18 protein-coding genes are annotated in these 18,602 nt (G+C 56.5%); 2 read left to right on the plus strand and 16 right to left on the minus strand.

The annotated features are described in order from the left end of the window. Window positions 1-49: 49 nt before the first annotated feature. Window positions 50-3,445 (minus strand): mechanosensitive ion channel domain-containing protein, encoded by a 3,396-nt coding sequence (locus tag NP590_RS10930; RefSeq protein WP_256602417.1) that lies wholly within the window; start codon window positions 3,443-3,445, stop codon window positions 50-52. 44 nt (window positions 3,446-3,489) lie between these two features. Here NP590_RS10930 and NP590_RS10935 point away from each other — a divergent pair, with 44 nt between their 5' ends. Together NP590_RS10935 and grxC are read left to right on the plus strand one after the other, a co-directional pair. After that, window positions 3,490-4,140, plus strand: a complete 651-nt coding sequence (locus tag NP590_RS10935) for a class II aldolase/adducin family protein (protein WP_256602418.1) — start codon at window positions 3,490-3,492, stop codon at window positions 4,138-4,140. Between the two features lie 35 nt (window positions 4,141-4,175). Further along, entirely contained in the window at window positions 4,176-4,424 is a 249-nt protein-coding gene (gene grxC, locus NP590_RS10940; RefSeq protein ID WP_256602419.1) for a glutaredoxin 3, read from the plus strand. A 14-nt stretch (window positions 4,425-4,438) separates the two neighbouring features. Here grxC and NP590_RS10945 read toward each other — a convergent pair whose 3' ends face one another. The 15 genes from NP590_RS10945 to smpB form a co-directional block, all read right to left on the minus strand. Beyond that, entirely contained in the window at window positions 4,439-5,017 is a 579-nt protein-coding gene (locus NP590_RS10945) for a PilZ domain-containing protein (protein WP_256602420.1), read from the minus strand. A 90-nt stretch (window positions 5,018-5,107) separates the two neighbouring features. Further along, window positions 5,108-6,754: a putative bifunctional diguanylate cyclase/phosphodiesterase gene (locus tag NP590_RS10950; protein ID WP_256602421.1), complete on the minus strand. Its 1,647-nt coding sequence runs from the start codon at window positions 6,752-6,754 to the stop codon at window positions 5,108-5,110. Window positions 6,755-6,763: 9 nt separating this feature from the next. Continuing rightward, window positions 6,764-7,945, minus strand: coding sequence for an O-succinylhomoserine sulfhydrylase (locus tag NP590_RS10955; protein WP_256602422.1), 1,182 nt, complete (start codon window positions 7,943-7,945; stop codon window positions 6,764-6,766). Between the two features lie 12 nt (window positions 7,946-7,957). Next, window positions 7,958-9,457: an amidophosphoribosyltransferase gene (gene purF, locus NP590_RS10960; RefSeq protein ID WP_256602423.1), complete on the minus strand. Its 1,500-nt coding sequence runs from the start codon at window positions 9,455-9,457 to the stop codon at window positions 7,958-7,960. Between the two features lie 13 nt (window positions 9,458-9,470). Next, entirely contained in the window at window positions 9,471-9,989 is a 519-nt protein-coding gene (locus tag NP590_RS10965; RefSeq protein WP_256602424.1) for a CvpA family protein, read from the minus strand. A gap of 33 nt (window positions 9,990-10,022) precedes the next feature. Further along, complete coding sequence (locus tag NP590_RS20495) at window positions 10,023-10,784, minus strand: SPOR domain-containing protein (protein ID WP_305888663.1); 762 nt, start codon at window positions 10,782-10,784, stop codon at window positions 10,023-10,025. Window positions 10,785-10,795: 11 nt separating this feature from the next. Beyond that, on the minus strand, window positions 10,796-12,061 hold the full coding sequence (folC, locus tag NP590_RS10975) for a bifunctional tetrahydrofolate synthase/dihydrofolate synthase (protein ID WP_256602425.1): 1,266 nt from the start codon (window positions 12,059-12,061) through the stop codon (window positions 10,796-10,798). A gap of 5 nt (window positions 12,062-12,066) precedes the next feature. Further along, window positions 12,067-12,987: an acetyl-CoA carboxylase, carboxyltransferase subunit beta gene (gene accD, locus NP590_RS10980; RefSeq protein ID WP_256602426.1), complete on the minus strand. Its 921-nt coding sequence runs from the start codon at window positions 12,985-12,987 to the stop codon at window positions 12,067-12,069. Between the two features lie 24 nt (window positions 12,988-13,011). Continuing rightward, window positions 13,012-13,815, minus strand: coding sequence for a tryptophan synthase subunit alpha (gene trpA, locus NP590_RS10985; RefSeq protein ID WP_256602427.1), 804 nt, complete (start codon window positions 13,813-13,815; stop codon window positions 13,012-13,014). Beyond that, window positions 13,812-15,014 carry a tryptophan synthase subunit beta gene (trpB, locus tag NP590_RS10990; protein ID WP_256602428.1) on the minus strand — a complete coding sequence of 401 codons (1,203 nt, stop codon included), beginning with the start codon at window positions 15,012-15,014 and terminating at the stop codon, window positions 13,812-13,814. The genes trpA and trpB overlap by 4 nt, the downstream gene beginning before the upstream one ends. 7 nt (window positions 15,015-15,021) lie before the next feature. Then, window positions 15,022-15,642 carry a phosphoribosylanthranilate isomerase gene (locus NP590_RS10995; RefSeq protein ID WP_256602429.1) on the minus strand — a complete coding sequence of 207 codons (621 nt, stop codon included), beginning with the start codon at window positions 15,640-15,642 and terminating at the stop codon, window positions 15,022-15,024. A 104-nt stretch (window positions 15,643-15,746) separates the two neighbouring features. Then, a complete protein-coding gene (locus NP590_RS11000; protein ID WP_256602430.1) occupies window positions 15,747-16,454 on the minus strand; it encodes a DUF2231 domain-containing protein in 708 nt (235 codons plus the stop codon). Window positions 16,455-16,505: 51 nt separating this feature from the next. Further along, on the minus strand, window positions 16,506-17,528 hold the full coding sequence (locus NP590_RS11005; RefSeq protein ID WP_256602431.1) for an FAD:protein FMN transferase: 1,023 nt from the start codon (window positions 17,526-17,528) through the stop codon (window positions 16,506-16,508). A gap of 16 nt (window positions 17,529-17,544) precedes the next feature. After that, a complete protein-coding gene (locus NP590_RS11010) occupies window positions 17,545-18,123 on the minus strand; it encodes an isochorismatase family protein (protein WP_256602432.1) in 579 nt (192 codons plus the stop codon). Continuing rightward, the gene (smpB, locus tag NP590_RS11015) at window positions 18,116-18,601 is read right to left on the minus strand and encodes an SsrA-binding protein SmpB (protein ID WP_256602433.1); all 486 of its coding nucleotides are present in this window, start codon (window positions 18,599-18,601) and stop codon (window positions 18,116-18,118) included. The genes NP590_RS11010 and smpB overlap by 8 nt, the downstream gene beginning before the upstream one ends. Window position 18,602 lies beyond the last annotated feature (1 nt).

Consider the following 18,602-nt stretch of genomic DNA (forward strand, 5'->3'; position numbering starts at 1 on the left):
CAAAGCCGGACATTTTATTACAGAATGGTTTTTTAATGAAATCGCCGACTTAGCCACTGACCCGAACCGCCTGGATACCGTCCGCCACCGAACGGATGTGTACATCTCGCTGCGGAAACGGAATCTCGATCCCATGGCTCTGCAAGGCGGCGTAAAACTTTTTATGCAACTCATGAGTCACCGCTATCCGGTCGCCCAACTCCCGCACGAATACGCACACTCGAAAATCCAGCGAGCTTTCGCCGAAAGCCATGAAACTGACGGAAGCCTCCGGTTCCGGCAACACCAGTTCCACCGAGGCTATGGTTTCTTTCAATACCCTTTCCACCAGTTCGACATTGCTGCCGTAGCCCACCCCTATCATCAACACCACCCGGGTAACCGTATCGGTCAGGGTCCAATTGACCAAGCGCTCGGTAATGATGTTCTTATTCGGCACCACCAGCTCTTTCATATCCCAATCTATGATATGGGTGGCGCGCATCTGAATTCTGCAGACCCGGCCGGTGACATCGCCCACCGTAACGGTATCGCCCACCCGAATAGGCCGCTCGAACAGCAAAATGATCCCGGACACCATGTTGGCGAAAATTTCCTGCAAACCGAAACCCAAACCCACGCTGAGCGCCGCCACCAACCACTGTACTTGCGCCCATCTGCCGCCCAATTCGTTGGCGACGTATAAAAAACCCACGCTGACCAATAAATAGCGCACCAGTTGAATCAAGGCATAGCGACTGCCGGCCGTCATGGCGAATTTACCGGCGGACAGCAAATCGACCAAGCCGGGAAAGTTGCTGACGAATACGGCTGTCAAACCGACATAGAAAAAACTGATCAGCAGATTGGTCATCGTGATACGGATTACCGCTTCCTTGCCATCGACGAGGTCGTTATATTGCCAAAGCTCGACGCGATCGAAAATGGAAAACGCCGGCAAAATGTCTTTCCAGTTCATCCAGACGCCCACCACCAGAATTACCGCGATCATGGTCGTCAGCAATTTGTTGCTTTGTTGATTGATTTTGGACAGATCCAGCAAGTTTTCTTCCGGCGCGTAAGCTCCCTCGACACCGGAAACAGCGGCGGCCTGATCGGCCTGCTTACGTTTTTGCCGGGCATTTTGCAAGGCCAGCTGTCGCTTGGTCACCGTCAACCAGCGCAACACCAGGGCATGGAATAGGGCCGTGGCAAATACCAACCGCAACGTAATGATCAGCTTGCTCTGCAGCTCCAGCGCGCTCTGATAGTAGCCCATAACCGCAAAGCCAATTACCGCCAGCGGCGCCGCGACGGCGGAAAAGTACCACAGGTAGCGGAAACGGCTGACCCAGCCGTCCGAGTTGGCGAAATAGGTGTTGCCCAGGCCGCTCCGCGGATGCGTCAAACGATGCATCACATAGGACATGGTCAGCATCAGGATGATCAAAACGGATCTGCCCAGCGCATTGCTGTAGCCGGAAAACAGATTGGTATTCGCCATTCCCAGCAGGAATATGCAAGGGATGATGACGAAGCGCGCCCACTTGAGTTGACTGAAAAGCAGCCTCACCGTCCGCCGGTTCCAATGAAACAAAACGTCAGCCACGCCTTCCGGTTTGCTCATGCGATAAAAAAATTGCAATACCGCCAATGAAACGGCGGCGGCTGTCAAGCCGCCGGCCACCGCCCGGCTGAAATTATCCGCCCCCGGACTCAGGGTCATGACCCATGCCATCCAGACCATGACCAGCGAAGCAGGCAAGGAAAGCAGCAACAAATAGCCCAGGCAACTCAAATTTTGATTGAAACTGAGCAAGTATTGATTGCCACTGCTTTTGGTCAGCAGCGCGGCCAAATTCGACTTCAAATCGGTACGCTTGCGCCAATATAAAAACACCAAGGCCACCACCATCGCCGGCAAGAAAAACGGATAAGCCTCCAGGCCCTTGCCGACATCGCTCACGGCCCGCAACCAATTGGCCGGCGACACGATCCATAGCAACGATTGCGACATATTGCCCAGGTAATCTTCGGTAATCACCGGGGCGCTGGGCACCCACAACAGGCGTTGATCCAGATAGGCGCCAAACCGGTCGGCCCCGTTCAACATCTGCTGCAGGACAAAGTCGACATCGCCCAGTACCCGCGCATAGTCGCTATAAGCCGCGCTTAAGCGCCCCGCCAGTTCCTTTTGATCATTCAACAGCATGCGTAATTCGGTTCGGATGGGCAGCGATTCCGCCGCATCCACATCGGCCGGCAATTCCTGCTCCAGCCGGCTGAGCAGGACCTGGTTTACATCCGACAGCTGCTTTTTGGTTTCATCCAGCTTGAACATTTCCAGGCTGGCCGCGGCGATTTCGCTTTGAATGCCGTCGTTCAGGCTGTTGAATTGTTTGCGCTGCGGCAAATTGCGCCGCTGCTCCCGCAATAAATTCCCCAGGGCGGGGCTCAAGCCGGCCAGACTGATTTTTTGTTCCGCGCTTTGAAAGTCCTTCTCGATTTGTTGCGAACGCGCATCCAGTTCGGCTTTCTGGCTTTGATAGAACTCGATGTTCTTGTTGATTTTTTGCAGCTGCCGGTTGAAGCGCATATTTTCCCGGGTCGCATCCCTGATCAAGGGATGCTTGCCCTCCGCCGCCTTCTCCGCCTGTATCAATGCGGCCTGCTCCTTGTCTATCTCCTGCTGCCGTCTTTCCAATAATGCGGTCTCCAACTCGCTGATCAGCAGCATCTGCCGTTCGCGCTGCAGGTTCAACAGACTCATGCGATCCTTCTGATACTGCAATTGCACTGGATTGCTGATGTTTTCCAGGCCCAAGGTTATCAAACTGCTGTTTAACAGTCTGGAGCGGATCTCCAGTTGAATTTGCTTGGCTTCCTTTTCATATTCATTGGCGCCGCTTCTGCCGGCCAATTGCTGCTGTTCCTGTTGGGTGGCCGCCTGCTTGTTTTTTATCTCGGAAATTTTTTCCCGGATTAGTTGCGGACCGTTAGTCAATTCGTTGATCTGCGCTTCATTTTTGGCAATTTCCGCATCCAGGTCGCTGAGGCGGGTTTTTTCCATCACCAGACGCTGTTCAAGTTCGTCCATCGGCACAAAACCCGGCTTTTCAGGCTTGCGCTGGTTTAACGCCGCCTCCATTTCCCTGATCTGCGCCTGCAATTGTTTGGAATCGAAGGGCAAGTTTCTTGACGCGCGCTTGAAGGCTTCGGCCTGATTTTCCTGGGCCTGCAATTGCCTCAGGTTGACTTCGCTTTCCTGGTAAGCAGCTAAAATGCGGTTTTTCAGCTCGTCGGACACGTTTTGCCTTTCCTTGACCGACTGTATTCGCAGCTGAATTTCTTCGATTGTGATACTTTTTGTACTTTGTTTTTGATTCTGGGCCAGTGCCGGGCTTGCGCTGACCAGCAGCAACAGTAATCCGAACCCAAAACGGCATATGCAGCTAATAAAACTCATGTATATGAAACTAAAAGAAAAAATAAACAAGGGAACAACATAACATGTCTGAATCGGAAGGTGTCATCAAATATCGGCTGGAGCACCGGCAAAGCCCGCTACCCGACGCCATCGATACCGGCCCTATCAACGGCTGGCGCTGCCTGCTGTTCCGCCTGGGCCTGATCGGGCAAAAGCCGGAAAGATACGAAGGACTGGGTTACGGCAATATCAGCCAACGACTGGCGCCGGACGGAAACGGATTTTTGATATCCGGCACTCAAACCGGCCAGCTTGCTTATCTTGCGCCCAAGGATTTTGCCGTTGTGACAGGCGCTTCGGCAACACTCAACAGCATACAGTCCCTGGGCCCCAGCATGCCGTCCTCGGAAGCCTTGACCCATGCCGCCATTTACGCGCTGACCCCATCCGCCCAGGCGGTAATCCACGTGCATTGCCCGGAAATTTGGCGACAAACCCGCTGTTTGGGCTTGCCGTTTACCGCCGTTGAAATTGCCTACGGCAGCGTGGAAATGAACCTGGCCGTCGAAGGGCTTTTTGCCTCCGGACAGCTGCATCATTTGCCCTTGTTCAGCATGCTCGGCCACCAAGACGGCATCGTCGCCTTCGGCGACTCGTTGACGTCCGCCGCGCAAACCCTGTTAAGCCAGCTGGCCCGAGCATTGGCTATTGAGCAAAACCGCGCTGCTGGTTAGAATGACCCGTTTATAAGCATTTATTAATTTTAATCATGTCCGAAATCGTAATCTATACCGGCCGGTTTTGTCCCTATTGCACCATGGCCAAGAAATTATTCCAGCGCAAGGGCGCAAGCTATACGGAAATCGATGTCGATGCAAAGCCCGGCTTGCGTGAGGAACTGATGGAAAAAACCAAACGCCGAACGGTTCCGCAGATATTTATCGGTGAACGCCATATTGGCGGTTTTGACGATTTACATGCACTCGATATGCAGGGACAGTTGGATCCCTTGCTATAGAACTGAAGGTCCACTCATCCTATCGAGATGATCTGCAAGCCAACCAGGACGGCACCGGTCTTTTCCTTGACCCAGACCACCTTGCCCAGGGCCACTAAGCCGAACTCCCTGATTTGCAACTTGACCGGCGCATTGACTTTGACGGCGGGGTGCGGAGCCGGCATTCTCACGCACAGGCCCTTGGTGGAACGGTTGATACCTTCCACATGCAAACGCTCTTTATCGACAAACAACTCGGCTGTAAAGGGTTCGGTTTTACGATAACCGCGCCGCTTCAGCCATAACTTGTCGGCGTCATGCACCACGGTTTCGAATTCCAGCCCGGTCAGGATCCGGCCGCGCTCTTCCCGCACCCAGACGATGTTGACTTCGCCGGCCAGCATTAGCTCTTCGATGAACACTTCGGCGCGCCTGTCCTCGACAAGCAGCTTTTCAAAATCGTCCACCGTCGCCAGCAGTTGTCCCGGCAGCAGTTCGACCATGGCACCCTTGACGGAGACGTCGTAACAATTGAACTGCAAGGTTTCACCTCCCACATTCAACTGACCGACGGCGTTGAATTTTTTTCTGTATTCTTTTCGTTCTTGAAACATGGCGAAACTCTCGTGTATATCGATGGGTGCATCAAAGATAGCTTATTTTTGCATTCCGCGCTTGACCCGGCCGGCGCGCCGGCTCCCGCGTCAGCTTGCTTGCGGATTAATAAATTTTGCCGCTTCCAGACGCATCCATTGGTTGAAATCTTCCAACCCAATCGGTTTACTCAAATAATAGCCCTGGGCCAGATCGCAGGCATAGTCATCCAGCATATCCAGGATTTGTTGGTTTTCCACCCCTTCCGCGGTGACTTGCAGCCCCAGGTTGTGGGCAAGGTTGATGGTCGCCTTGACGATCACTGCGTCGTTGTCGCTTTTTAGCACGTCGCCGACAAAGGACTTATCGATTTTCAACTCGGTCAGCGGCATTTTTTTCAAATAAGCCAGGGAGGAATAACCGGTACCGAAATCGTCGATCGACAGCTTATAACCCATGTCGTGCAAGCGCTGGATGATGTCCAGACTTCTTTCCGGGTCGGTCATGATGGAGCTTTCGGTGATTTCCAGCATCATCCAGGAGGGTTGCACTCTGGACGCCGCCGCTACCCCGGCAATGATGTCCGGCAACTCGGGATCGTGCAGGTCCCGCGCGGACAAATTGACCGAAACGATCAAATCCAGACCTTGCCGATGCCATTCCGCACACTGCCTGAAGGTCTGTTTCAACGCCCACAAGGTCAAATGCTTGATCATGCGGGTTCTTTCCGCCATCGGAATGAATTCATCGGGCGGGACAAAACCGTGCTTGGGGTGGTTCCAGCGCACCAGGGCCTCGGCGCCGTATAAACGGCCGCTTCCGACCGCGACCTTGGGCTGGTAATAAATCTGCAACTCGTCTCTTTCCAGGGCTTGACGCAACTCGCTCATCAGGGTCAAGCGCCGGGGACTGTGATCGTCAAAGGCCGAGGTATACACCGCGTAACCTTCATGCGACCTGCCCGCCATAAACAGCGCCACGCCGGCTTTTTGCACCAGCGTGTCGACATCGCCGCCGTGTTCCGGAAAGTTTACGATACCGATGTTGACATGTATGGACAGGTTCAGCCTCTCGGCCTTGAAGGGCGATTCCAAGGCGGCCTGCACGTTTTTGGCCAACATCACGCCGGCATTTTCGTCATCGGTGGCCGGCACCAATAAACTGAAAATATTGCCGTCGATGCGGGCGACGCTGTCGTTACCCAGCACCACGCTTTGCAGGCGAGTGGCGATTTGCTTCAAAACCAGATCGCTGCTGTTGCGGCCCAGGGTGTCGTAAACCTCCTTGAAATTGGCGAACTCCACCAATAAAACCGACAACAGTTTGTTTTGCTGGTTGGCCGAGCGTATGGCTTGCTCGACCCGGTCGTAAAACAACACCCGATTCGGCAAATCGGTGGCAATATCGTGGGTTGCGGAGTAATTGGCCTGCTTTTCCATGGACTCGGCCCGGCTGCGCAGTTCCTGGGTTTGATCGAAAATCATCGCGCCGGCCTGATAGGCGATGATGGCGCTGGAATACTGGCCCCAAAAGCCGAACACAAACGGTATGCTGTCCAACACCCAAAGCCCGTAATTCTCGGACTGGGCCTTGACAATGGCTTCCAGCGTGATGGCGCCGGTTTGGTAATAAGCCACGCAAAGCGTGGCGATGATGATGGCGGAAATTGCTATGGCCACGCCCTGATAAGCGGTTTTGGAAACCTGGCTTTTCAGAATCCGGACATTATCCGAAAGCACGTTCTTGGCAAATTCCATGCAATTCCCCTACAGGCCCCGCAACAAATCGGCCTTGATGTCCTCTATATGCTCCAGACCCACCGAAACCCTGACCAAACTGTCGGCAATACCGGCTTCCGCCCTGGCTTCGGGACTCAATCTGCCGTGAGTCGTGGTGGCGGGATGGGTGATGGTGGTTTTCACATCGCCCAGATTGGCGGTAATCGACAACATGCGGGTGGCGTCTATCAGCCGCCAGGCCTGTTCCTTGCCGCCGCTCAATTCGAAACTGACCACCGCGCCGAAATGGTTTTGCTGACGCTTGGCCAACTCGTGCTGGGCATGAGAGGCCAGACCGGGATAATGCACCTTGGCCACCGCCGGCTGGGTTTCCAGCCACTTGGCCAACTCAAACGCATTGTCGCAATGCGCTTTCATCCGTATGGCCAGCGTTTCCAGACCGGACAAAAACACCCAGGCGTTGAACGGGCTCATGCTGGCGCCGCCGGTGCGCAGATAGGGGTAAATGTCCTTTTCTATCAGCTCTTCGTTGCCTATGACTGCTCCACCCACGCAACGACCCTGGCCGTCTATGAATTTGGTGGCCGATTGCACCACCAGATCAGCCCCCAGGGCCAAGGGTTGTTGTAATACCGGAGTGCAAAAACAGTTGTCCACCACCAGAAGGCAGCCATGCCGGTGGGCAATGTCCGCCAAGGCCCGGATGTCGGCGATTTCGATCAAGGGGTTGGATGGAGTTTCCAGAAACAGGAAGCGGGTGTTCGGTTTGATGGCCGCTTCCCAGGCGGACAGGTCGGTCAAGGCGACAAAGTCGGTATCGACGCCGAATTTGCCGAAATAATTTTGAAAGGCCAATACGGAATTGCCGAACACGCTGCGCGAACACAAAACATGATCGCCGGCCTTCAGCAAGGCCATGCCCACCGCCATGATCGCCGCCATGCCGGAGGCAAAGGCCAGACAACGTTCGCCGCGCTCCATCAGGGCCAGACGGTCCTGAAATGCGCTGACGGTGGGATTGGTAAAGCGCGAATAAATGTTGCCCGCTTGCTTGCCGGTAAAACGCAGCGAGGCCTGTTCGGCGGATGCGAACACATAGCTGGAGGTGGCAAATATCGGAATGCTGTGCTCGTCCTCGTGCGTGCGACTGTGCCCCACTCTGATGGCCTGGGTTTCCAGGGAATAATCCTGTCTGTCGAAATCCGTCATTTCATACTCCCCTTATTTTTGCGCGGCGGCCGTGGGCGCATTGCGTTGTTCCTGCGCGCCGTCGTTGCGCAAGGCCTCGACGCGCGCCAGATAGTCGTCGTCGATATCGCCGGTAATGTATTCATGGCTGAAACAGGAGGTATCGAACTGCTTGATGTTGGGATTGCCCTTGCCCACCGCGTCTATCAGATCCTCCAGATCCTGATAGATCAGTTTATCCGCCCCTATGGCCTTGCAGACTTCCTGTTCGGTACGCCCGTGGGCAATCAGTTCATGAGCGGCCGGCATATCGATGCCGTAAACGTTCGGGTAACGCACCGGCGGCGCGGCGGAAGCGAAATAGACTTTCTTGGCCCCGGCATCCCTGGCCATCTGGATAATCTGCTCGGAGGTGGTGCCGCGCACCACCGAATCGTCCACCAACAACACATTTTTGCCGCTGAATTCCAGGCCGATAGCATTCAATTTTTGCTTGACCGACTTTTTCCGCATTTTCTGTCCGGGCATGATGAAAGTCCTACCGATATAACGGTTTTTCATGAAACCTTCGCGAAATTTGACCCCCAACTCGTGGGCAATCTGCAGGGCGGCGGTGCGGCTGGTATCGGGAATCGGGATCACCACATCGATGTCGTGGTTGTCCCATTCTTTTTGGATTTTCTTGGCCAGCTTTTTACCCATCCGCATTCTGGCCTTGTAGACGGATATGTTGTCGATAATGGAATCGGGGCGGGCAAAGTAGACATATTCGAAAATGCAGGGGCAATGGTTGGTTTTTTCCGCGCATTGCTTGGTATGCAGTTTACCGGCCGCTTCGATGAATACCGCCTCGCCGGGCGCGATGTCGCGGATCAGTTTAAAATCCAGCACATCCAGCGCTACGCTTTCCGAGGCGATCATGTAATCGCTGCCGCCATCGTCGTTCTGGCGCTCGCCGAATACGATGGGCCGAATGCCGTGCGGGTCGCGAAAACCCAAAATGCCGAAACCGGCTATCATCACTACCACCGCATAGGCGCCCCGGCAGCGCTTGTGCACGATGCTGACGGCCTTGAACACGTCGTCGACCGTCAGTGTCAAGCGGCCGGTCTGTTGCAATTCGTGGGCAAACACATTCAACAACACTTCCGAATCCGACCCGGTATTGATATGCCGCTGATCGTCGACGAATACCTGAATTTTCAATTCATCGGTATTGGTCAGGTTGCCGTTGTGCGCCAGCGTCAAGCCGAAGGGCGAATTGACGTAGAACGGTTGCGCTTCTTCCGCGCTGGTGCAGCCGGCGGTGGGATATCTGACATGAGCAATCCCCATGCTACCCTTGAGTTTCAACATTTCCTTGCTGGAAAACACATCACGGGTCAAACCGTTTTCCTTGCGCAAATGCAGACGGGACCCCTCGCAAGTGGCAATCCCGGCGGCGTCCTGTCCCCGATGTTGCAATACGGTCAAGGCATCGTACAAATCCTGATTGACATTTTGATTGGAAACAATTGCGGCAATACCACACATAACAATCCTAAAGCTAACGATAATGAATAGAGCCCGTCAGAGCCGACGGGATGTGATCTTTCAGCCAAACGGCCAGGGCTTGAAACGGCGGAATCGTCAACGATTGCTTCCACCAGGAATCCTCCGGCAGAGGGGTCATTCCACCCAGCAACACCAAAACGGAAACCAACACCGACCCGCGCGCCGCGCCGAACAACATGCCCAACAGCCGGTCGGAACCGGTCAAGCCGGCTTTGTCGAACAAGTGATTCAGAATCAAGCCGATCAGGCCGCCCAAAGCCAGCGTCATGAAAAACAACATGCCGAACGCGGCGGCGATACGCGCCGATGGATGACTGATGACATTTTGCATCAGCAGCGCGAAATCGCGGCAGTAATGCAGACCAATCCCGACAGCCGCCACCCAGCTAAGCAAGGCCAGGGCTTCCTTGACGAAACCGCGCAGCAAACCTATCACGGCCGACACCGTCACCAAACCGGCAATCAGATAATCGACCCAGACCATCTTGTCCCAGGGCAATACATCCCACATGCTCAAACCCGCCGGAGCGGACGACGGCAGCCGCTATTCATCACCCGTGACGAAACTGTTGACATTGATTTGCGACAATTTGGCCTTGACAGCCTGGGCCTGGGCCTTGTCCAGCATGGGCCCGACCCTGACCTTGTAAACCTTGCCCTTTTCGCCGGTCGCTTCCTTTATCGAAGCGGCAAAACCCTGTTTTTTTAGCGAATCCTGCAATGCTTGCGCATTGGCCAATTGACTGAAGCTGCCGGCATTCAGGTACAGACGGGTCACCGCGCTTTCCGGCGCGGTGGCGGGCTTTGCGGGAGCAACGACAGCCGGCGGCTTAACCGTTTTGGCCGGTGCCTCGGCGGCCGTCGTCGCGGCCGTCGTCGCAGGCGCGGGCACGGGCTTTGCCGGCTTGACCGCCGGCACAACCGGCGCCGCTGGCGGCACATCTTCTTCCTCGACATCCGGCTCGACAAATTTGGCCGCTGCCGCCGGCGTCGGAAGCGTATCTTTGGCCGTAATACGCGCGGCCGGCCGCGAAGTTTCCAGCTCCCCTTCATCGTCCGCTTCGTAAACCACCGCGGGCGAGTCGGGTTTTTTCTGTTCCGCCAGCGTCGCCACATCCTCCACTTTCTCCGGCAACGGCATGATTTCCACATCTTGCGCCTTGGCGGGCAATTCCGGAATTTTCAGTTCGTTGATGCTTTTACCCGATTCATCGATGGGGTCGTCGAACAGCATCGGCACAAAAATGGCCGCCAGTGCCGTAATCACGGCGGCGCCAATCAATCGTTGCTTTAACTCTTGATCCATGTTGATCACCTTTAGGCAAATTGCGATAAATACTCGGAAACCAAAAAAAACGAGCCGAAAATCAGGATCAATTCGCCCGGCCCGGCTTGGCGACGGGCCGAGTCGAAAGCGGCTGAAAAGTCGGCGTAGCCCTTGTTCACATTTGTTATGTCTTGCTGCTGAAAATAAGCATTCAACACTTCCTCGTTCGCCGCGCGCGGATTTTTCAACGGCGCCAGATACCAATGATCCACTCTGTCCCGCATCAGCGCCAAAACCCCGGCGATATCCTTGTCCTTCATCATGGCAAACAGTGCGTGAATTTTGACATCCGGAAAGTAAGTCCGCAAATAACTCAACAGGGTTTGCACGGCCTGCGGATTATGCCCGACATCGAGCAAAACCGGCGGTTTTCCGTCTATCAGTTGAAAACGGCCGCTTAATTGCGCATTACGCAAACCCTCCCGAATGGCCGATTCCGCCACCGGCAAACGCTCTCGCAGACAACATACCGCCATGATCACGGCCGAGGCATTTCTGAATTGATGTTCGCCCAGCAATCCGGGCAAGGGCAAGCCGCTCAATTCCGTCCGTTGCGTCCACCAGTCCCAATGGTCGGCATGCTTACGGTAGTCAAAGGCCCGGCCGATTTGAAAAATGTCCGCCCGCTTTTGCCGAGCGCTACTAATCAAGGAAGCCGGTGCCTGTTGATCGCCGATCACGGCCGGCGCGCCGGCGCGGAAGATACCGGCTTTTTCCCGGCCGATGGCTTCCACGGTATCACCCAGCCAATCGACATGGTCAATGGCGATGGTGGTAACCACGGCCACATCCGCATCGATGATGTTGACGGCGTCCAGGCGCCCGCCCAACCCCACCTCCAGAATCCGTATATCCACCCCGGCCCGGCTGAAAATATCCAGCGCCGCCAGAGTACCGAATTCGAAATAGCTCAGACTGGTGTCGACCCGCGCCGCGTCGATACGTTCGAACGCCGCGCAAATAGCCTCATCCGCCACTGGTTGCCCGTCTATCCTTATCCTTTCGTTGTAACGCAGAATATGCGGAGAAGTATAAGCGCCGACCTTATAGCCTTGCGCCCGGTAAATGGCCTCCAGAAAAGCCACGCAGGAGCCCTTGCCGTTGGTACCTCCCACCGTGATGGTGGGGACTTTTTCCGGCTGGGCCGCCAGCCGCGCGAAAACGCCCGCCACGCGCTCCAAACCCAGGTCTATCGGCCTGGGGTGAGACTGCTCTTGCCAGGCCAGCCAATCAGCCAACGCTGAAAAACGCGGCATGCGGATTAATTGACGAATACTTCGCTGTCGGCGGCCGCGCTGGCTTGTTCGGGAACGGGCTGGTTCCGCGGCGCATGGGGAAACAGCATGGACAAAATACTGGCGATTTTGTCGCGCATTTCACGGCGGTCGACGATCATGTCGATGGCGCCATGCTCTTGCAGAAACTCGCTACGCTGGAAACCCTCGGGCAATTTTTCCCGCACGGTTTGCTCAATCACCCGCGGCCCGGCAAAACCGATCAAGGCATCCGGCTCGGCGACATTGATGTCGCCCAGCATGGCCAGACTGGCCGATACGCCGCCCATGGTCGGGTCGGTCATGAAGGAAATATAGGGAATGCCCGCTTCCGCCAAGCGGGTCAAGGCCGCGCTGGTTTTGGTCATTTGAAACAGGGAAAACAGCGACTCCTGCATTCTGGCGCCGCCGCTGGCGGTAAACACGATAAACGGCACCCCGTCTTGCAGACTTTGATTGATGCCGCGCACGAAACGCTCGCCGACCACCGAACCCATCGAACCGCCCATAAAGGTAAAGTCGAAGGCCGCCGCCACAATGCCCCGACCTTTCAACGTGCCTTTCATCACCACCAGGGCATCGTTTTCGCTGCTGGCTTTTTGCGCTTGCTTGATGCGATCCCTGTAGCTCTTGCTGTCCTTGAATTTCAGCGGATCGGAGGGCTTCAGGCCGGCGCCGATCTCGACCCGGCCCTCCGGATCCAGAAACAGGTCCAGCCGGGTTCGGGCATTGATACGCAAATGATGCTCGCATTTGGGACAGACACTGGAATTTTTCACCAATTCCGCATTGAACAGAATGGCGTCGCAGCGCGGGCATTTGTTCCACAAACCTTCCGGTACGGTAGTCTTTTTTTCCGCCGTGTCGGTTCTGATGACGGAAGGGACTAATTTTTCAAACCAACTCATTCGTTGTCTACTCCGCTTGAATGCTTAACTATCCATCGCCGAACGCATGGACTTCAACAAGGTGATAATGTCCCGCCTTGCCTGCTCGGGATCGTCAAGGCTGGCTTCCACCTTGCTGATCAGCGCACTGCCGACCACCACGCCATCGGCTAGATCGGCGACGGTCTTGGCGGTTTCGGCATCCTTCACGCCAAAACCGACTCCAACCGGCAAGGCCGTGTTGGCGCGGATCAAGGCCAGTTTTTCCTTGACGTCGCCGGTATCCAGGTGGCCGGCGCCGGTGACGCCCTTCAAGGACACGTAATACAGATAACCGCTACCGACCGCATCCATTTTTCGAATCCGCTCGGCATCGCTATTGGGCGCCAGCAGAAAAATTTGGTCTATGCCGCGCTCGCGCAACAAGGCCACGCAGCTTTCGGCTTCCTCCGGCGGCAAGTCCACCGTCAGCACGCCGTCGACGTCCGCCCGTTGCGCGGCGTTGGCAAAATCTTCATAACCCATCATTTCGATGGGATTCAGGTAACCCATCAAGACCAGCGGCGTGGTTTGATCGGTTTTCCGAAACTCCATGACCATGCTCAGCACTTTACGCAAACCGACCTTATGCGCCAAGGCCCGCTCGCTGGCGCGCTGGATCACCGGGCCATCGGCCATCGGATCGGAAAACGGCACGCCCAGTTCGATCAGGTCGGCGCCGGCAGCCACCATCTGGTGCAGCAGCGGCACGGTAAATTCCGGATAGGGATCGCCGGCCGTGATGAAGGGAATCAGCGCCTTGCGGCCGGAGGCTTTCAGTTCGGCGAATTTGTTGGCAAGGCGGCTCATAAGCTGATCCCCTCGCGTTGCATGATGGTGTGCATGTCTTTGTCACCGCGTCCGGACAAATTAACGATAATGATTTGATCCTTGCGCAGGGTCGGCGCCAGTTTCATGGTATACGCCAGGGCGTGGCTGGATTCCAGGGCCGGAATGATGCCTTCCATGCGGGTCAGGGCGTGAAAACCTTCCAGCGCTTCATCGTCGGTGATATTGACGTACTGGGCGCGGCCGGTATCCTTCAACCAGGCGTGCTCCGGGCCGACACCTGGGTAATCCAGGCCGGCGGAAATGGAATGGGTTTCGATAATTTCGCCGTCGTCGTCCGCCATCAGGTAGGTACGGTTGCCGTGCAACACGCCGGGCCGGCCGGCACACAGTGGCGCGGAATGCCGTCCTGTTTCGACACCATCGCCAGCGGCTTCGACGCCGTACATTTTGACCGATTTGTCTTCGATAAACGGATAAAACAGACCGATGGCGTTGGAGCCGCCGCCGACGCATGCCACCAGGGCATCCGGCAGACGCCCGGCCTGGTCGACACACTGCTGCTTGGCTTCGCGGCCGATCACGGCCTGAAAATCGCGCACCATGGCCGGATAGGGATGCGGACCAGCCACGGTACCGATAATATAAAAGGTGTTGTCGATATTGGTCACCCAATCGCGCAAGGCTTCGTTGAGGGCGTCCTTCAGGGTTTTGGAGCCGGACTCGACCGCCACTACGGTGGCGCCGAGCAATTTCATCCGGTACACGTTCAGCGCCTGACGGGCCACATCGACCGCGCCCATGTACACCACGCATTCCAGGCCCAAGCGGGCAGCCACCGTGGCCGTGGCCACGCCGTGCTGTCCGGCGCCGGTTTCGGCGATGATGCGGGTCTTGCCCATGCGCTTGGCCAGCAAGGCCTGACCGACGGTGTTGTTGACCTTGTGGGCGCCGGTATGATTCAGGTCTTCCCGCTTCAGATAAATTTGCGCGCCGCCCAGGTGCTTGCTCCAGCGTTGCGCATGGTACAGCGGCGACGGCCGGCCGACGTAATCCCGCAGATCGGCGTCCAGTTCGGCGATAAATTCCGGATCGACCAAATAGCGCTGATAAGCCTCATTCAGTTCGGTTATTGCCGGCATCAGCGTTTCCGCCACAAAGATACCCCCGTACGGCCCGAAGTGGCCCCGGGCATCCGGCATATCGTATTTGTCTGTCATAGTCGTTTTACGTCGTTTGATTAATTTTTTTTATAAAGGCAGCCATTTTTTCTGCATCCTTGATGCCCTTGCCGGCTTCCACCCCGCTACTCACGTCCAGCGCATACGGTCTGACCCGCCGCACTGCCTCTGCCGCGTTGCCGGCCGACAAGCCGCCCGCCAGAATCAAGGGCAATGCCAGCTTACCGGTAATCAGGTCCCAGTCAAACCCGCCGCCCGTGCCGCCTTGCAAGTCGGGATGATAGGCATCCAGCAACAGACCGGCCGCGTCGGCATATTGGGCTTCAATCCCCTCCAGATCGGTGTCCGGCCGCATGCGCACCGCCTTGATGTAGGGCTTGCCGTAAAGCCGGCACTCTTCGGGCGATTCGTCGCCGTGAAACTGCAGGCAATCGACATTTACCTCGGCCAGCACATCCCTGACCCAATCCGGCTCGGCATCCACGAACAGGCCGACCACGCTGACGAAAGCCGGCAGGGCCCGGGTTATCTCGATTGCCTTGGCAATCGACACGTTACGCGGACTCTGGGAATAAAATACCAGCCCTATCGCATCCACTCCCAGACGGGCCGCGGCCCGCGCATCCTCCATCCGGGTAAAGCCGCAAATTTTAACGCGGGTACGCATAAAAAGCCTCACAAAAAAGGCCGGCTAGAATACCACACAAGCCCGTGATTTCACGCTTACAAGCCGCAAAAAAACCCGTAAAACCGCCCTAAAAATCCTCGCCGTCAATGTGCGTGGTCTTGGTGATCGTGAACATGCCCATCGTCCTCCTCGTCATCGTCCGATGCCGGCAAGGCGGCGGCCTCGCCATGCTGGTGCAGCGCGGCGGCGTCTTGATTCATCTCGCTCACCGGCTCTACGGCGACGCCGTATTTATAAACCATCAAACCGCCGAAATCGGCCGTAAAGATCAACAGCACGGCCAATATGCCGGCGGATAACAAATATAAGGTGTTGGCGGGGCCAGATATTTGCCCCTTGGCCAGCCAGCGCCAGCCCGCCAGCACGGCCGACAGCGCGAACACCGAAATCCCCAGGTGCTCATGGGTTTCCATAATCTCATGTACATCGCCGCCATGCGCAACCGAGCCGGCGGCAAGCAGACCGGCCGCAACCGTAAAGCCGGCAAACAAGGCGCCGAAATATAAAAACCAACCCGCCGCCCGCCGCCAGTCGGCTTTGCCGGCCAAGGTTCCGCTCAAGTCCAGCAGGAAGAACACTATCAGCAAGGCGATGGGAAAATGCACCAGCAAGGGATGCGGATTATCCAGCGCGGACAGCCCCGGCATCAGCTCGGCAAACATTTCGGCCGGCGACAAGTTCAGCAAACCCTCCAGGAAACCGAGCAATCCCTCGACGCTGCCGGCCACGCCTCCGCCGGAATCGGCCCCGCCATGCACGGAAAACTGCAAATCATTGGTCAAATCAAACATCGGCTCCCCCTTGAAAAACCCGCCGCCGGGCTGGCGGACGGCAGTTACGGCTCACTCAATCGTCAGACCGCTGGCCTCCAAGGCCCGCGATTTGCTTTCCACCAAAACATCGCCTTGCTGCTGGATGAACAAGACTCGCAAATTTTCCGCGTCCGCCAGTCGCATGCCTTGCTGTTGCCCCACGCACAACAAGGCGGTGGACCAGGCATCGGCCACGGTGGGATCTTCGTGCAACACGGTGACCGCCACCAAGTCATGACTAACCGGCTTGCCGCTACGCGCGTCCAGAATATGGCTATAGCGCTGTCCGTTGACATCGAAATAGTGCCGGTAAGTTCCCGAAGTCATCACCGCGAACGGTTGGTCCCTGGGCGCGGTCAATATTTTCAGAAGCCGTTGGTCGCCCGGCAGCGGCTTTTCCACCGCGATGCGCCAAGCCGAACCGTCCGGCTTGTGGCCGTTTGTTTTCAGTTCGCCGCCGATTTCCACCAGATAGTCGCGCACCCCCCGCTGCTCCAGAATCCAGCTGATTTTTTCCACGCTGTAGCCCTGCGCCACCGACGACACATCCACCGTGACTCCAGCCGGCTTTTGCAGATGGCTATCGTCGACAACCGCCACCTTATCCAAACCCACCTCGCCGAGCGCCCGTTGCAGCACCTCGTCCTCGGGCATGGTCAGGGCATCTCCCCGAAAACCCCACAGCTCGAACAGCGGCTTCACAGTCAAATCGTAACAGCCCTGGCTGGCATGACCGACCTTGGCCGCCACCCGGATCAGATCAACGATTTCAGTACCGACGAACTGGCTTTCGGCCGACGGGTTGGCATTAAAGCCCTCGATCACCGAATCGGGGCGGTAATTGGATAATTGTTTATCGATCTCGGCAAGCGCGGAATTCACCTGGGTTTCCACGGCCTTGCCATCGACCGGCGTTGGCGACCAGTAACTGACGTGATAGGTGGTTCCTTGGGCAAAGCCCTCGAATTTGACTACATCCGGAACGGATTCGCCGCAAGCGGACAAACCGGCGGCAATCAGCAGACAAGCGAGTAATGAAGCGATTTTTTTCATCTGGCAAATCGATAAGCTAGCGCAACAGCGCGGAAATACTTTTAAACTGGGGATGACGGGCGTCGCGCAACCATTCAAACAACACCGACTCGTGACAGACCACGCCGACACCGGCCTGGCGCATGCGCCAGAGGGCGCTTTCCTTGTGCCTGACCGCTCTCGAGCATACCGCGTCCTCGACCACGAACACCTCGAAACCTTGTTGTTGTAACTCGAAGGCAGTCTGCAGCACGCAAACATGGGCTTCCTGGCCGGCAATCACGACTTGGCGCTTACCGCCGGCCCGCAGGGCATGATTGAACTCCGCGCTGCCGCAACAGGAAAACGCGCTCTTTTCGAAATAACCGGCGGCTTCCGGCAGGGCCAGTCCGACCGCTTCGACGCTAGGCCCCAGGCCCTTGGGATATTGCTCGGTCAACAGCACCGGCACATCCAGCAACGCGGCCGCCCGCAACATGACGACCGTATTATCCAGCACGTCTTGCGCTTCCGCCGGCGGCATGGCCGCCAGCAACCAGCCTTGCAGATCGACGACCAGCAACAGGCTGTGTTCGGCGCTCAGCAAACCGGCCCGCTTATCGGCGGCATCAGCCATGTTTCATGACCCGCGCCTTCTCCCGCTGCCAATCCTTGTCCTTGGCGGTGGCGCGCTTATCGTGCAATTTTTTACCCTTGGCCAGACCGATTTTCAGCTTGGCCCGCCCCCTGACCCAGTACATGGACAAGGGAATCAGGGTAAAGCCCTTGCGTTCCACCGAACCGATCAGCCGGCTGAGTTCGCGCTTGTGCAGCAACAGTTTTTTCCGCCGCACCGCATCCGGATTGACATGCGTGGACGCCGACAGCATCGGCGAAACATGCGCGCCGCACAACCAAGCTTCGCCGCGCTTGATGTCGACATAACTTTCCTTCAGCTGTATGCGCCCGTCGCGCAGACTCTTCACTTCCCAACCTTCCAACACCAGCCCGGCCTCGAATTGTTCTTCTATGAAATATTCGTGGGACGCCTGCCGATTGACGGCAATGGTATTGTCGGTTTGCTTGCTGTCCTTTTTGGATTTTTTGGCTGCCATG

It is taken from the genome of Methylomonas subterranea, assembly GCF_024505185.1.
In the GTDB taxonomy this organism is placed as follows: Bacteria; Pseudomonadota; Gammaproteobacteria; order Methylococcales; family Methylomonadaceae; genus Methylomonas; species Methylomonas subterranea.

What these genes read in the sequence shown, in the direction of transcription:
- NP590_RS10930 (WP_256602417.1), bottom strand. Translation starts at nt 3,445, where the DNA reads ATGAGTTTTATTAGCTGCATATGCCGTTTTGGGTTCGGATTACTGTTG.
- NP590_RS10935 (WP_256602418.1), top strand. Translation starts at nt 3,490, where the DNA reads ATGTCTGAATCGGAAGGTGTCATCAAATATCGGCTGGAGCACCGGCAA.
- grxC (WP_256602419.1), top strand. Translation starts at nt 4,176, where the DNA reads ATGTCCGAAATCGTAATCTATACCGGCCGGTTTTGTCCCTATTGCACC.
- NP590_RS10945 (WP_256602420.1), bottom strand. Translation starts at nt 5,017, where the DNA reads ATGTTTCAAGAACGAAAAGAATACAGAAAAAAATTCAACGCCGTCGGT.
- NP590_RS10950 (WP_256602421.1), bottom strand. Translation starts at nt 6,754, where the DNA reads ATGGAATTTGCCAAGAACGTGCTTTCGGATAATGTCCGGATTCTGAAA.
- NP590_RS10955 (WP_256602422.1), bottom strand. Translation starts at nt 7,945, where the DNA reads ATGACGGATTTCGACAGACAGGATTATTCCCTGGAAACCCAGGCCATC.
- purF (WP_256602423.1), bottom strand. Translation starts at nt 9,457, where the DNA reads ATGTGTGGTATTGCCGCAATTGTTTCCAATCAAAATGTCAATCAGGAT.
- NP590_RS10965 (WP_256602424.1), bottom strand. Translation starts at nt 9,989, where the DNA reads ATGTGGGATGTATTGCCCTGGGACAAGATGGTCTGGGTCGATTATCTG.
- NP590_RS20495 (WP_305888663.1), bottom strand. Translation starts at nt 10,784, where the DNA reads ATGGATCAAGAGTTAAAGCAACGATTGATTGGCGCCGCCGTGATTACG.
- folC (WP_256602425.1), bottom strand. Translation starts at nt 12,061, where the DNA reads ATGCCGCGTTTTTCAGCGTTGGCTGATTGGCTGGCCTGGCAAGAGCAG.
- accD (WP_256602426.1), bottom strand. Translation starts at nt 12,987, where the DNA reads ATGAGTTGGTTTGAAAAATTAGTCCCTTCCGTCATCAGAACCGACACG.
- trpA (WP_256602427.1), bottom strand. Translation starts at nt 13,815, where the DNA reads ATGAGCCGCCTTGCCAACAAATTCGCCGAACTGAAAGCCTCCGGCCGC.
- trpB (WP_256602428.1), bottom strand. Translation starts at nt 15,014, where the DNA reads ATGACAGACAAATACGATATGCCGGATGCCCGGGGCCACTTCGGGCCG.
- NP590_RS10995 (WP_256602429.1), bottom strand. Translation starts at nt 15,642, where the DNA reads ATGCGTACCCGCGTTAAAATTTGCGGCTTTACCCGGATGGAGGATGCG.
- NP590_RS11000 (WP_256602430.1), bottom strand. Translation starts at nt 16,454, where the DNA reads ATGTTTGATTTGACCAATGATTTGCAGTTTTCCGTGCATGGCGGGGCC.
- NP590_RS11005 (WP_256602431.1), bottom strand. Translation starts at nt 17,528, where the DNA reads ATGAAAAAAATCGCTTCATTACTCGCTTGTCTGCTGATTGCCGCCGGT.
- NP590_RS11010 (WP_256602432.1), bottom strand. Translation starts at nt 18,123, where the DNA reads ATGGCTGATGCCGCCGATAAGCGGGCCGGTTTGCTGAGCGCCGAACAC.
- smpB (WP_256602433.1), bottom strand. Translation starts at nt 18,601, where the DNA reads ATGGCAGCCAAAAAATCCAAAAAGGACAGCAAGCAAACCGACAATACC.